This window comes from Bacillus sp. FSL K6-2841, from assembly GCF_037976435.1.
GTDB classification, from domain to species: domain Bacteria; phylum Bacillota; class Bacilli; order Bacillales; family Bacillaceae; genus Bacillus; species Bacillus pumilus.
Genome location: NZ_CP150266.1, coordinates 247,890 through 261,539, shown reverse-complemented (window position 1 = coordinate 261,539; position 13,650 = coordinate 247,890). Strand labels below are relative to the sequence as shown.

Sequence of the window (13,650 nt, the reverse complement as noted above, 5' to 3'; positions counted from 1 at the left end):
AAAGGAGCAAAGCAAAATGAAAGCAAAATTAAAAGTCATTGAAGGCCATCTCATGACCGGTATTTCTTATATTCTTCCTGTCATCATCGGCGCCTCCCTTATCGTGGGTTTAGCAAAACTAGTCGGATTAGGGTTTGGTGTTTCAGATTTAAACGCCTATAAAGATGCTGGCGGCATACTGCACGGCGCCTATTTAATGGAGCAGGTTGGCTGGACAGGGATTGGCTTAATGAACGTTCTGCTCGCTGGATTTATCGCCTATTCGATTGCGGATAAATCAGGGCTTGCAGCCGGCTTCATCGGCGGTGCCCTTGCCAGCTCAACGAATGCTGGATTTATCGGTGCCGTTATTGCAGGCTTCTTCGCAGGATATGTCGCTCTTTTTGTAAAACGAAAAATTCAAATTCAAGGCTCCGCAGCCGGACTTGTTCCTCTGCTCATCTTACCGCTTATTACCGTTGGCTTAACTGGACTTCTCATGTCCGTTCTGCTGGGCGGGCCATTAGGCGCTTTGAACACGGCTTTAATTGAATGGATCAAAGGTATGGTCGCTGACGGGACAAGCACACTCGCACTCGCTCTGATTTTAGGTGCGATGATTGGCTTTGACCTTGGAGGACCAGTGAATAAATCTGCTTGGATGGCCGGTAACGCGCTCTTCCTATCAGGCGTCTACCTTCCTGCCATTCTCGTCAATATTGCGATTGTCATTCCGCCGCTTGGATACGGGCTTGCGACACTGATTCGAAAACGCAACTTCTCTCCAACCTTTAGAGAAGCTGGACGTGGCGGTCTTGTCATGGGCATTATCGGTATTACAGAAGGGGCGATTCCTTTTACCCTTGTCAATCCATTAAAATTGATTCCGCTCAATGTTGTCGCATGTGCTGCTGGAAGCGGGGTTGCTGCATTATTAGGTGTTCATGACATCATGCCGCCAATTGGCGGGCTATACGGCTTCTTCTCAGTCGGAAACTGGTGGGCCTATTTAATCGGAGCCCTCACTGGCGCACTCGTCATCGGTATTGGTGCCAACCTGCTTGTCAATTTCTCTGAGAAAAAAGAACCAAAAACGCCGGAGCATGATCAGAAGCAGAAAGAAGAAGACGATTTTGACCTTGTACTAGAAGGATAATTTGCACATAGAAAGGTGTCGTTGATCAATGACTGTCAATGTACATGTGATTCCACATACTCACTGGGACCGGGAATGGTATTTCACCACCTCCCGCTCCCGTATCTACTTAATGAAAAGCGTAATGGACATTTTAGACACCCTTGAAACAGATGAAAGGTTCCATTATTTCATGCTCGATGCCCAAGCATCCTTATTGGATGATTACTTGAAATGGCGCCCTGAGGATGAGAATCGAATCAAAAAGCTCGTCACAGCCAAACGTCTCATCATCGGTCCATGGTATACCCAAACCGATCAGCTCGTCATTTCAGGTGAATCCATTGTACGGAACCTGCAATATGGAATTGAACGCTGTCAGCAGTTCGGTCATGTGATGAAAGTCGGCTATGTTCCTGATTCCTTCGGTCAATCCGCGCAAATGCCTCAAATTTACCGCGGATTTGGCATTGTCGATACGGCTTTTTGGCGCGGCGTTTCAGATCATATGACGAATCACACCGAATTCAATTGGCAAGGTGCTGACGGCAGTGAAGTCTTTGCGGTGAACCTGCCATTTGGCTACTACTACGGTGGAAATATTCCTGAAAAGGATGAGGACTTACAAGCCTTTTTATCTGAAAAAATCGGTGCGCTGCAAGCAAAGGCCACCACAAAGAATGTCTATTTCCCAAATGGCTTTGACCAGGCACCAATCCGCAAAAACCTGCCTGACTTATTAGAAAAAGCCAATGAACTGGACGAGCACCACTATCAAATCAGCAGTTTAGAAGATTACATCGCAGCTGTGAAAAAAGAACGGACATCTTTTGAAACATTAGAAGGTGAGCTCATCCATGCAAAGCATATGCGGATTCACAAATCTATTTTTTCAACACGGGCTGATTTAAAAATCTTAAACAATCAAATTGAAAACTATCTCGTCAATGTAATGGAGCCTATCCTCACGATCAGCTATTCACTCGGGCACGACTATCCGCATGACACGGTTCGTGATATTTGGTATCTCATGTTTGAAAATGCAGCGCATGACAGCATCGGCGGATGTAATAGTGATACGACGAATCAAGACGTCTTCTTCCGCTACAAGCAGGCAAAGGAAATCGCCGAGAACCTTGTGGACCTGCACATGCGTCTCATTGCGATTCGACTGCAAACGGAGCAAGACATCACACTCACGTTATTTAATACATTGCCTTCAAAACGTTCTGAAGTCATTGAAGTCGAAACCTTTATCACCGAACGTCCATTTACACTAAAGGATGCACATGGGAGAACACTTCAGTACACAGTGAAAAGCAAAACCGCTGTCACAGATTATGTGCTGGCACAGCAAATTTCTCTTAACCCAAGTAAAGAAGTGTACATGCCAAAGCAGGTATGGAAAGCCGTTTTACTGATCGAAGCCGCCAGCTTACCATCCGTTGGTTATACACAAGTCAGCATGGTTTTCGGTGAATCGAGCGAATCCGCATGGGAACAAACCGAAGGACATGCGGTTGAAAATACGTATTACCGCATTACGGCAAACAACAATGGATCGCTGGACATCACAGATAAACAAACTGGCCAGACATTCTCTGAGCAAATGATCTTTGAAGACAATGGAGACGATGGGGATTCCTACAACTATTCCCCGCCGCGCGAGGATCTGTATGTGTCATCCAAGGATCTTTCTTCAGCAGACATCACAGTGTCTAAAAGCGGCTTGCAAGAAGAGCTCACCATCCAGCTTACTCTCACGGTTCCATATGACTTAGAAGAGCGCTCTCAGCAAGCAGTCACGACTTCACTCCCGATTACAGCGAAGGTGGCATTAAACAAAGATGAGCCTGTCATCCGTTTTCATGTCGATGTCGACAATCATGCGTTAGACCATCGTCTGCGTGTCCTCTTTGATACAGGTATCGCATCAAAAGTATCATTGAGCGATCAGCAGTTTGGAACCATCGAACGCCCAACTGAGCTCACGCAAGAGCTTGAATGGTGGAGCAATGAACATTGGGAAGAAAAACCGATCACCATTGAACCGATGCAATCCTTTACTGCACTTCGTGATGAAGCATACGGTGTCGCGCTGTTGACGGACTGCGTGAGAGAATACCAGATCACAGGAGAAGACTACACAACAATCGCGTATACGCTCTTCCGCTGTTTCGGAAAAATGGGGAAAGAAAATCTTCTTTACCGTCCAGGACGCGCATCTGGCGAAAAAATTGTTGAGACACCTGACGCTCAGCTGCAAGGGGCACTGTCGTTTTCATTTGGCATGCACTATAGCAAGGATGCTGTCAGCGAGGGGCACTTAGCGCAGCTTGCCAAGCGGTATACCACCCCAGTTCAATGCTACGAACGGGCAGACTTTTTAAACGGTCGTTTAATTTTCTCTTTCCGAGATGAAAAAGAAGACTTACAATCTACTTATAGCCTGCTTGACATTGAGACAGACGGAGCCATTCTAAGCGCTCTGAAAAAAGAAGAGCATGGGACTGGCATTGTCATCCGTCTCTTCAATCCATATTTAACGCGTCAAACAGCCGCTTCAATCAATAGTTCATCTCTACAACACGGAGAAACAGCGAATTTAGGCGAAACACCTGAAGGACATGTACTCAAAGCACAACATGGATCATTACACATTGAACCGCTCACACCTTGTCAGGTACAAACCTACATTGTAAAGAAAAAATGAACATGTAGGGGCGGGGTCCATTTGGATTCCGCCCCTCTTTAACGGAGGGCATTGATCATGCGAATTGGAGGCATTGAAGCAGGCGGAACAAAATTTGTCTGCGGCTACGGAACAACAGACGGAACGATTGAACACATGACTTCCTTTGCAACAGGAAACCCAATTGAAACATGCCGGCAAGTGATCGATTACTTTACAAAGCATCCTGTCGATGCCATTGGCATTGGGGCATTCGGGCCTGTCGATGTAAAAGAGCACAGCCCAAGTTATGGGACGATTTTAGAAACACCCAAAACAGCTTGGCGCCAATTCCCTTTCCTCTCTACCTTAAAACAAGCCCTTGGGCTCCCGATGAAGCTTGATACCGATGTGAACTGTGCAGCACTCGGGGAAGCCCGCTTTTCGGTTGAAGCAGAAAAACCTGCTTCTTTGGTCTATATCACTGTTGGAACTGGGATAGGCGGCGGTGCCTATATTGAACACCACCTCATTCACGGGTTGCTGCATCCAGAAATGGGTCATATCACAGTGCAGCGGCACCCCCATGATTCCTACGGTGGATGCTGCCCTATACATCATGATTGTTTAGAGGGACTGGCATCCGGACCTGCCATAGAAGGGCGCTATCATACACTGGCACCCATGCTGCCAGAGGATCATCCTGCCTGGTCACTTCATGCCTACTATCTCGGGCAGATGACCGCCAATTTATTACTCACCCTTTCGCCAGAACGCATCATTCTCGGTGGAGGTGTTATGAAACAGCCCGCTATGCTGCCCCTCATTCTTGAGGAAACAGAAAAGCGGCTTCATGGGTATTTACAGCTGCCAAAGCCTTTACATGAAATTATCACCAAGCCATCCTTTGATGGATTATCAGGTTTAATGGGCGCCATCGCTCTTGGTACTGATGCCTTACAGGCGCAAGGAGCTGCGCAATGATGATGACGGCAGATCCTCGAACCTATCAGCTGATTCAGCGGCTATTTGAAACGAAGGGGTTCGTGAAGCTGGAGGAGCTCACTGCCTCTTTTCACTTATCAGACCGCTCCATCCGTCATTTAATCAAAGAAGCAAATGAGCAATTAAAGGAAGCTGGAGCCAAGATTAAAACGATCCGCGGAAAGGGATACACCCTATTAACGAGTGACCAAGATGCCTTCCTGCTCTGGCTTCATCAGCAGAAACTTCCTGCCCACTCTCTCGTCCCCGTCATGCCAGAAGAGCGTGTACGATTTATCATGAGGAAGCTATTGCTTCAAGCGGATTACTTAAAAATTGACCAGCTGGCTGAAGAACTGTTTATCAGCCGCATGACGGTCAGCAGTGATTTAAAAAAAGGGCGAGAGCTGTTAGCCCGTTACGGTATGACCCTTGTGTCAAAGCCTGGGTTTGGCTTAAAAATTGAAGGAGACGAGTTGCAAAAAAGAACATGCTATGCAGACTTACTCCTTGAAGAAGAGCCTGCACTTTCTCATATCACCGAGCGGGAGCAGCTCCATTTTCCCGATATTTCTCTTGAAACCATTCGATCGATTGTCCTGACGAATCTGCATCAAGAGTCATTGCTCATTAAAGACATTGCCTTAAAAAACTTAGTCATTCACTTAGCGATTGCGATTCAACAGACACGAAAAAACCAGCGAATATCGGCGAATACCACTCGTACACAACGATCACCCGACTTAATGCGAATTGCCAAAAAAATTATACAGCAGGTGAGTGACACCTTTTACGTCACCTTATCAGAGGATGAAACAGATTACTTAGTCATGCATCTATTGGCAAATCAAACGTGGAAAGAAACCGCCCAGCATCAGACGACAGTAGAAGTTCAGCAGGCGGTTACCGTCTTTCTACAGCACATTGAGAAAATGAGCGGACATCGATTTGCAGATGACAACATCCTGCAGCAAGACCTGATGCTTCATATGAAGCCATTATTAAATCGAATCCAATATGGCGTATCCTTACAAAATCCGCTGCTGCATGAAATCAAAGCGTCCTATCCATACCCGTTTGATTTGGCTGTCAGCGGGCTGAATGCCTTACAGCTGGTGCGAACGCCAAATGAAGATGAGGCGGCATATGTTGCCCTGCATATCGCTGCTTCATTTGAAAGAAGTCAGCTTAATACCTCGCAAAAAAAGAAAGCCATTATCGTGTGCGGGTCTGGATTAGGGACGGCAAGACTGCTTGAAATTAAATTGAAGGCATCCTTTCAGCACGAACTGGACATCGTCGAGCTGTATTCCTACCAAGATTATCTCATGAGCACCACCCTGCCCTGTGATGTCATCATTACAACCGTCCCGCTCGCTTCAAAGGGAAAACCAGTCATACAGGTCAGCGCCTTTTTTGAACATCATGATGTACAGCGGGTGAATGAGGTTATTCATTTATTAAATGGACACAGGACTCCGCCCAAAGAACTGATGGCGTTTTTTCAAGAACGATTGACCTTAATGAATGCTGATTTATCCAGTAAGGACGAGGTATTAGACACCCTATGCAGCCGTTTAGAAACGTATCAGCTAATATCGTCATCTTTTCGGTCCTCGGTGCTTGAGCGGGAGCAAATGTCGTCTACCTATCTTGGAAAAGGAATTGCCATGCCGCACCCGCTCATCACAAATGAAGGCACATCCTGCGTAGCCATCGCACAATTAAAACAGCCAATTGACTGGCAGGGAAACCAAGTATCACTTGTCTTTTTATTAGCCATTCATAAAGACGACGCAGCCTGCATGAATCAATTCTTTGAACAGGCCGTCGATTTACTGGACAATCCAAACCGCATTCACTCCCTGAATCAATCAAAATCATTTGATGAGCTGATGGATGCGTTGTTTCAATAAGATCAAACAAAAGGCCGCCCAGCTGTTGATGAGGCGGCCTTTGTTGATTGAGAATCATCAATCGTATATGACATTTTTTCCTTCTTCACTTAATTTCTTTAAAGAGCTCAGCATATGATCGATTTCTTCATCGGAATGTCTTTCCCATGAACCTAATTCTGCGACGATTTTCAAAGGGGATTTCGACCGATAAGAACGTGTTGGGTTACCCGGAAATTTTTTGTCAGTCAAATTCGGATCATGTTCAAACTCGCCTAACGGTTCTACAAGATAAATTCTCTCTTTCGCATCAGACCTTGCTAATTCAGCACCCCATTTGGCTGCGTTTAATGTTCCGGTGAAATAGATATGGTTTGATTTTTGATCCTGATAATTCGATAAGTACTGCGGTTCAAGCAGATCTCCAATCTTCAATTCTGCTTTCGTCCCATGAAAAAATGGGCCAAGATCTAAAACTTGTTGCTTCTCGTTCATACAGCCACACCCCTTATCGTTTTTGACTTGCGTATAACAGTATACGGCCTGATCTGGGCGGAAAACAGTCTATAAATGAGATTGAATTCGGGGTATAATGATAGTAGAGAGTAAGATGGGATTTGTAACCTCCAGAAAGTTAAAAAACAGCAAGAATACATACAAAGCAGTCTTATTAAAAGAGATAAAAAGCTATTAGAAGCCATAAGAGAAACAAGAAACTAAAAAATTAATTGCGACAACGGAGCAGAAGGAAAAAAGGGCAAAAAAATGTTGGTGACAGTTTTGGAAATAGTTTATTGATGCTAGGAAGGATATCTTATCAGGATTGAAGAAAATGAGGATAAAGTAGCCAATGAGACGTTTGATGTTATAGCTGGTTGCGTGTTGGCACATAATCAATTAAATTTTTCAGGAAGGGTGTAATGAGATGATGAAAGATAGAGATAAGATTTGTCATATATATGCTCAAAAAAGTTGGCACATGGATTCTTATATTATTGGTAATCGTGAGGGTTTAATAGAATTAAAGAGTGCTATTGACCAAGCATTGAAAAGTAATATTGGTCAAGCTGAATTGTTTCCATCAGATTTAGAGGATTATACAACTTACGTTGCTTTAGTTGATGATAAAGAAGAGTTGGATTCACTTATTATGCCTTACATTGATGAGGATAATGATGATGAAAACTTGATACATCCTGTTGATATAGTTACAAGTCATGAAGAGAAAAAAAACCCTAAAAATTAGGGGTTTTTTAGTGTAATATTGTTTCTCCTGGACTTGCTTTGTATTTCTTTGGTACTGATGCTCTGAGAGCATGGTGTATTTTATCTTTTGGAGCTACATGGAAATGCCAATACCAAGTTGAGGTTTTTGGTATTAAAGGGATTTTTCCATTGTCTACAGCAAATACTCTTGTTGTTCTTTTCTTTCCTTTGTGTAGGACGACAACTAAACTTCTAAGTTGTCCTTTATCATTTCTTACATCCCATTTAATTTTGTAATTTTTACCAAATCCTTTTATCCGATTTTTTAGATATTTAAGTGCAGTTCTTGCGCCTTTTGATCTGATAGCAATTAAAGCAACTCTTCCTACGGTCATTGCGATAGGTATGAAGAATACTGGTAGTGCTTGTGTTGTGATTTCACTCTGACTACTTTTGGAGTCAAGTTGTTTCATTCGGTTTTCTAAAGCTAAAAATTCTTCATTGTTGAAATATTGATCGATCACTTTATTTTGTTCTGACTCTGACATGCTTTCGAATTCTTTTTCTGTAAATGGAAGATTTTCTATGTATTCCTCCATTTTCATTTCAAGTTCATCTAATTCTTTGGTAGCTTGTTCATTTTGTAGAACTGTTGGTGTTACTAACGCTTCTAATTCTTGTGAATTGATAGAGTGTGTTTCTGCTGATGCTTCTGATGAAAATGGAGTCCATATTGATATGACAAGAGCTAGGGTAATTAGGGTTAAAAGTGTTTTTTTGAACATATTGTTTATATTCCTCCTTTTGTATTAAATTCCAAAATAAAGGTTATCAAATCAAAATGAGTGTATCAATGGATTTAAGATAATTTCTTTTTTGGCTGCGGTGTCCGCAATCATTTTTTTATTTTTTAGAACTTCATTTTGCTGAAAATTTCTGTGGTAGACAAATGACACAAGCCGATAAAGTGAACGAACAAAAAAGCCAGCCACCCGCTAATAAGGTGACTGGCTTTTTCCTGTTACTTCCCGATGTTCTCCCCATTTTGCTCGATTAATGTTTCATACCAATAAGAGCTCTTTTTCCGAATTCTCTTCAGGTCTTTCAGGTCAAATTCATCACGGTTGACGTAGATAAAACCGTAACGTTTTGAGCAGCCTTGATGTGTACTGATTAAGTCGATGGCTGACCACGGGCAGTACCCGAATACCTCAACACCGTCAGTGATTGCCCATTTGATTTGTTCGATATGCTTTTCTAAATAGTCAATTCGATAATCATCTTGAATCGATCCATCTTCTTCTAATTTGTCGAAAGCACCCAATCCGTTTTCCGTGATAATAAGGGGCAGCTGATAACGGTCATAAATCTCACGCATCGTTGATCGGAAGCCGACAGGGTCAATCTCCCAGCCAAACGCATTTTTACTTAAGAACGGGTTATTGCCGCCTTTATATACGCCATCTTCACCAGATTTCAAATGCTGATCTCCACCGCGTGCAAATTCATCGTTGCCATCTCCTTTACTCGCTTCAACCGTTTGAGATGTGTAGTAGTTAAAGGCAATGAAGTCTGGCTTCGCACTTTTCAAAATATCCATATCTCCCTCTTCGATGACAGGAAGAATGTCTTTTTCTTTCATGTACGCCCAAGCAAGGTTGTTATAACGGCCGTAGACAGCCATATCAAGATACAGCCAGTTGCGGATCGCATTGTAATTCGCCGCAGCAAGCACATCCTCAGGCTTTGGAGAAGCCGGATAAATGAGCGCAATGTTTGGCGCTGGTCCAATTTTCGCTTCAGGCAGCATTTGATGACAAAGCGTCATAGCTTTTGCCTGAGCGACGAGCATATGATGGTTCTGCTGATACAATTCTTTTTTCGGATTTTCTAAATTTGGATCAAGTGTGCCGAGCGCTGATCCATGTAAGATCATCATGTTTTGTTCATTAATGGTCAGCCAATATTTCACCTTCTCGCCATACTCCTGAAATAGAACCTCTGCATATCGTTCAAACGCATCTACTGTCGCACGATTTGACCAACCGCCTTTTACTTGAAGTGCATGAGGCAGATCAAAATGATACATCGTCACGATTGGTTCAATATCATAGCGGCGCAATTCATCGATGAGAGAATGATAGAATTCAATTCCCTTTTGATTGATCTCCCCATCTCCATTTGGAATGATCCGTGTCCATGCAATAGAGAAACGATAAGCCTTCAAACCCATTTCTGCAAACATCTTCACATCCTCTTTATAGCGGTGATAGTGATCGCTTGCCACTTTAAAATCTGTTGTCCCTTCAGGGTAACTTGCTCTCATATCAATGACAGATGGTCCTTTGCCATCCTCGTTCCACGCACCTTCTACTTGATAGGCGGAAGTAGATCCGCCCCAGAAAAAGTCCTTTGGAAATGGTGCTAGTGTTGAATATCTCATAATTTCTTCCTCCTCTTCATTAAACGAGATGTAAAAATGATTGTCCTGGTGTGGTTTGTTTTTCTTCTGTTTCTATGATATCGCTAAACTCACCTGAATTGGTAATAATCACTGGTGTTGTGACGGACAGGCCGGAAGCTTGGATGGCTTCAATATCAAACTCCGCAAGCAATTCGCCCTCAGTGATGGCTTGCCCCTGTACGACCTTCGGGGTAAAATGCTGACCGCCTAATTGTACGGTATCGAGTCCAATGTGAATGAGCACTTCTGCTCCGCTTTCAGAAGTAAGACCGTACGCATGGCCTGTTGGGAACACCGTTGTCACGACTCCTGATACTGGTGCAAACAGCTTACCTTCTGATGGAATGATGGCTGCGCCCTTTCCTAGTGCACCAGATGAGAATGCCTTATCCTGTACTTCCTCCAGCTTGATTACCTCACCCTTTAAAGGACTTTTCACATGAGCTGCTTTGACCCCATGTTCGTTTTCCATTGTTGGCGCCGCAGCCGGTGCTGGCGTTTCATCTTCATCTACTGGATCCTTAAATCCAATCAAATAAGTCAAGACGATGGATAGAACAAACGAGACCGAGATTCCGATGATGAACCCTGTAAACCCTTGTCCGTAGAAAATCGGAAGTGTTAGTAAACTTGGAAGTCCTGACGCAATCGCAATACTTTGTGAATAACCGATGATCGCACCGCCGACTCCGGCAGAGATAACGGCTGCAATAAATGGTTTTTTCAAACGAAGTGTGACCCCGTATACAGCTGGCTCTGTGATCCCAAACACGGCAGAAACCGCTGTCGATCCAGCCAATGATTTCAGCTTTTTATTCTTTGTTTTCAGCATAACACCGATGGAAGCACCGGCTTGTGAAAATACAGCTGGCGCAGTCGCCGGCTTGATATGATCTTTTCCATGGACAGCAATATTATTTAAAATGACTGGCACTAGACCCCAGTGGATACCGAAGATCACAAGAACCTGCCATGCCATCGCAATTAAAGCACCTGCAAGTGTAGGACTAAAGGAGAATACTTTCAGCAAGACAGCGGCAATGCCGTCCCCTGCATACACACCAAATGGTCCGAATACAATGAGTGTCAGCGGAACAACCGTGACAAGTAAAATCAGTGGAGTAATAAAGTTTTTGACACTTTCATGAATGACTTTGTTAAAGAAACGTTCGATATATCCCATGACAAACACTGCCAAAATGATTGGAATAACCGTTGATGTATAAGACATTAAGACGACTGGAATACCGAAGAAGGTCACATCTCCGCCGCCTTTTGACAATTCTTGAATGGTTGGGTAAATGAGTGCACCAGCAATCGTCACAGCGACAAATGGATTGGCTTTAAACTTCCTCGCCGAAGTGAATGCAAGCAGTAATGGTAGGAAGTAGAACAAGCTGTCAGACGCAGCAAATAAAATTTGATACGACGTATCTTCAGGTGATAACCATTTTGCATTGATACAGATACCTAATAGACCTTTTAAAATACCAGCTCCTGCCATGACACCGAGAAGTGGTGTAAAAATACCAGAGACAATGTCGACAAATTTTCCGAAAAGGCTCGTGCTCTCCCCACCTGATTTTGCAGATGAAGAAGTGGAATCCTCTAATAGATTTGTAAACTCCCCAATCTCTCGATAAACCTCTGGTACAGTATTTCCAATGACTACTTGAAATTGACCGCCGCTTTCCATAACGGTCACAACGCCATTTAATTTTTCAATGGCTGCTTTGTCTGCTTTTGATCGGTCATTTAATGTGAAGCGAAGTCTTGTAGCGCAATGGACCAGTGAATGAACGTTTTTCTCTGTGCCAATGTGTTTGATAATGTCTTCTGCTAATTGACGAAAACTCATACAAAAACCCCCTTTTTTTCAAAAAAATACGTTTTTGGGCAAAATAAAAACCTAAACGGGCACCAAAAATAGTCACAACTTGCTGTTGCGCTTTTTCAGTGAACGTTTAGGTTTTGCCTGCCGAACAGTCACAATCCTCTAAGACGATCATTGTGAAACCGTATTCTTTTATGTTTATGAGCAAATAGTACCACTCAGCTTTTCTTATGTCAACGCTTTCTTTTAAAAACTACCTTTATTTTTCTCGTTTGATCAATCGATTCAAATGAATGGATAGGTACAGCATCTCCTCTGATGTGAGATCTCGGTGATAGGTTTGATAGACGTATTCTGCAATTTTCTTTGCACATTCGTATGCCTTCGGATATTTTACCTTGATCAGCTGATACAAGTCCTGATCTTCACTGACAAGCATTGTTTCGTTAATCAGACGCTGGACGAAAAAGCGTAAATGCGTGAGAAAACGATAAAAGTTGAGTGAGTCTTCATCAAATTCCATATTGAGATGATATTTCACAATGGTGAGAATGGCGTTTACTTCTTTTGTTATATTGACCGTTGTATTCATGTCCTCATTGAGCTCTGCATTAATGATATGCATGGCAATAAAGCCTGCTTCATCCTCAGGCAATTCAATATGAAGACGCTCTTCAATCATATCAAGGCAGTCCTTTGCCACAAGAAATTCATCTTTGTATAACCGTTTAATCTCCCAAATGAGCGAATTCTCAATGAGATGATTTTTCTTCAATCGTTCGATGGCGTAATGAATATGGTCTGCGAGTGATACATGCAGACTTTCGTTTAATCTTCGGTTCAGTTTTGTAAGTGCATATTGAATCATTTCTTCGGTCACCTTGACCACATCATACGGAACCTCCAGAAGCAGCATTTTCATCCGCTCATGAACGGAGTGATCCTCCAGGCGGAAGACTTTATCGATTAACGATTCGTCAACCGGGTCCCCGGGCCGCCGCTGGAACGCAATGCCTCTCCCCATGACGACAATTTCTTTTCCTTGTTCATCTATCACACTAATGACATTATTGTTTAGAACTTTTTGTATCTGCAACCCCAAACACCTCCGTCTATAAACCACAATCTTCACTCAAAATATGCTCTCATCTTAACATAACTGTCAAATCACTTGGTGTTTTTATCTGACTTTTGCAATAGATTTCACCATCATTCTACCCCGTCATAGCTGGTCTGATCCTTCAATTGCCTGCATACAATACTCCGAGGAGGTGACCTTCAGTGAAGGCTTTTTTTTGGTCTGCATCATTTCTTTTCATGCTTCTATTCACACTCGTTTTTCTAGGAATCGTGTTTTGGCTTAGTGGACAAGGTATGAATCAGCTTGGGAAGTATGTACTCATCTCATTTGTCACAGCAGCCGTTTTACGCGGTGTCACCACTTGGCTGAGGCAGCATGTGATGCATCATTTATCAAAATAA

General features: G+C 43.2%; 11 protein-coding genes. 6 read left to right on the top strand and 5 right to left on the bottom strand.

Annotated features, from left to right (window positions below):
• Positions 1-16: 16 nt before the first annotated feature.
• Genes MHH68_RS01475 through MHH68_RS01460 form a run of 4 tightly spaced genes read left to right on the top strand, consistent with a single transcriptional unit; the run spans position 17 to position 6,685 of the window.
• A complete protein-coding gene (locus MHH68_RS01475; RefSeq protein WP_034664325.1) occupies positions 17-1,135 on the top strand; it encodes a PTS fructose transporter subunit IIC in 1,119 nt (372 codons plus the stop codon).
• Positions 1,136-1,163: 28 nt separating this feature from the next.
• Complete coding sequence (mngB, locus tag MHH68_RS01470; protein ID WP_339164799.1) at positions 1,164-3,827, top strand: mannosylglycerate hydrolase; 2,664 nt, start codon at positions 1,164-1,166, stop codon at positions 3,825-3,827.
• A 57-nt stretch (positions 3,828-3,884) separates the two neighbouring features.
• A complete protein-coding gene (locus tag MHH68_RS01465) occupies positions 3,885-4,769 on the top strand; it encodes an ROK family protein (RefSeq protein ID WP_339164798.1) in 885 nt (294 codons plus the stop codon).
• Positions 4,766-6,685, top strand: a complete 1,920-nt coding sequence (locus MHH68_RS01460) for a BglG family transcription antiterminator (RefSeq protein WP_339164797.1) — start codon at positions 4,766-4,768, stop codon at positions 6,683-6,685. Before MHH68_RS01465 ends, MHH68_RS01460 begins: the two co-directional genes overlap by 4 nt.
• A 57-nt stretch (positions 6,686-6,742) precedes the next feature.
• Here the strand turns inward: MHH68_RS01460 and arr are convergent, their stop codons facing one another.
• Positions 6,743-7,159, bottom strand: a complete 417-nt coding sequence (gene arr / locus MHH68_RS01455; protein WP_058015199.1) for an NAD(+)--rifampin ADP-ribosyltransferase — start codon at positions 7,157-7,159, stop codon at positions 6,743-6,745.
• Positions 7,160-7,589: 430 nt separating this feature from the next.
• Here arr and MHH68_RS01450 point away from each other — a divergent pair, with 430 nt between their 5' ends.
• On the top strand, positions 7,590-7,910 hold the full coding sequence (locus MHH68_RS01450; RefSeq protein ID WP_339164796.1) for a hypothetical protein: 321 nt from the start codon (positions 7,590-7,592) through the stop codon (positions 7,908-7,910).
• A 7-nt stretch (positions 7,911-7,917) separates the two neighbouring features.
• Here MHH68_RS01450 and MHH68_RS01445 read toward each other — a convergent pair whose 3' ends face one another.
• The 4 genes from MHH68_RS01445 to MHH68_RS01430 form a co-directional block, all read right to left on the bottom strand.
• A complete protein-coding gene (locus MHH68_RS01445) occupies positions 7,918-8,655 on the bottom strand; it encodes a hypothetical protein (RefSeq protein ID WP_339164794.1) in 738 nt (245 codons plus the stop codon).
• 236 nt (positions 8,656-8,891) lie between these two features.
• Positions 8,892-10,313, bottom strand: a complete 1,422-nt coding sequence (locus MHH68_RS01440) for a glycoside hydrolase family 1 protein (protein WP_339164793.1) — start codon at positions 10,311-10,313, stop codon at positions 8,892-8,894.
• A gap of 19 nt (positions 10,314-10,332) precedes the next feature.
• Positions 10,333-12,192 (bottom strand): beta-glucoside-specific PTS transporter subunit IIABC, encoded by a 1,860-nt coding sequence (locus MHH68_RS01435; protein WP_339164791.1) that lies wholly within the window; start codon positions 12,190-12,192, stop codon positions 10,333-10,335.
• A gap of 235 nt (positions 12,193-12,427) precedes the next feature.
• The gene (locus MHH68_RS01430) at positions 12,428-13,264 is read right to left on the bottom strand and encodes a PRD domain-containing protein (protein WP_339164790.1); all 837 of its coding nucleotides are present in this window, start codon (positions 13,262-13,264) and stop codon (positions 12,428-12,430) included.
• Between the two features lie 185 nt (positions 13,265-13,449).
• Here MHH68_RS01430 and MHH68_RS01425 point away from each other — a divergent pair, with 185 nt between their 5' ends.
• Positions 13,450-13,650 carry a hypothetical protein gene (locus MHH68_RS01425; protein WP_061406614.1) on the top strand — a complete coding sequence of 67 codons (201 nt, stop codon included), beginning with the start codon at positions 13,450-13,452 and terminating at the stop codon, positions 13,648-13,650.

Excerpts from the sequence above, each read along its gene's own strand:
- MHH68_RS01460 (WP_339164797.1), top strand. The coding sequence starts at position 4,766 with ATGATGATGACGGCAGATCCTCGAACCTATCAGCTGATTCAGCGGCTA.
- MHH68_RS01445 (WP_339164794.1), bottom strand. The coding sequence starts at position 8,655 with ATGTTCAAAAAAACACTTTTAACCCTAATTACCCTAGCTCTTGTCATA.
- MHH68_RS01465 (WP_339164798.1), top strand. The coding sequence starts at position 3,885 with ATGCGAATTGGAGGCATTGAAGCAGGCGGAACAAAATTTGTCTGCGGC.
- arr (WP_058015199.1), bottom strand. The coding sequence starts at position 7,159 with ATGAACGAGAAGCAACAAGTTTTAGATCTTGGCCCATTTTTTCATGGG.
- MHH68_RS01440 (WP_339164793.1), bottom strand. The coding sequence starts at position 10,313 with ATGAGATATTCAACACTAGCACCATTTCCAAAGGACTTTTTCTGGGGC.
- MHH68_RS01450 (WP_339164796.1), top strand. The coding sequence starts at position 7,590 with ATGATGAAAGATAGAGATAAGATTTGTCATATATATGCTCAAAAAAGT.
- mngB (WP_339164799.1), top strand. The coding sequence starts at position 1,164 with ATGACTGTCAATGTACATGTGATTCCACATACTCACTGGGACCGGGAA.
- MHH68_RS01475 (WP_034664325.1), top strand. The coding sequence starts at position 17 with ATGAAAGCAAAATTAAAAGTCATTGAAGGCCATCTCATGACCGGTATT.
- MHH68_RS01435 (WP_339164791.1), bottom strand. The coding sequence starts at position 12,192 with ATGAGTTTTCGTCAATTAGCAGAAGACATTATCAAACACATTGGCACA.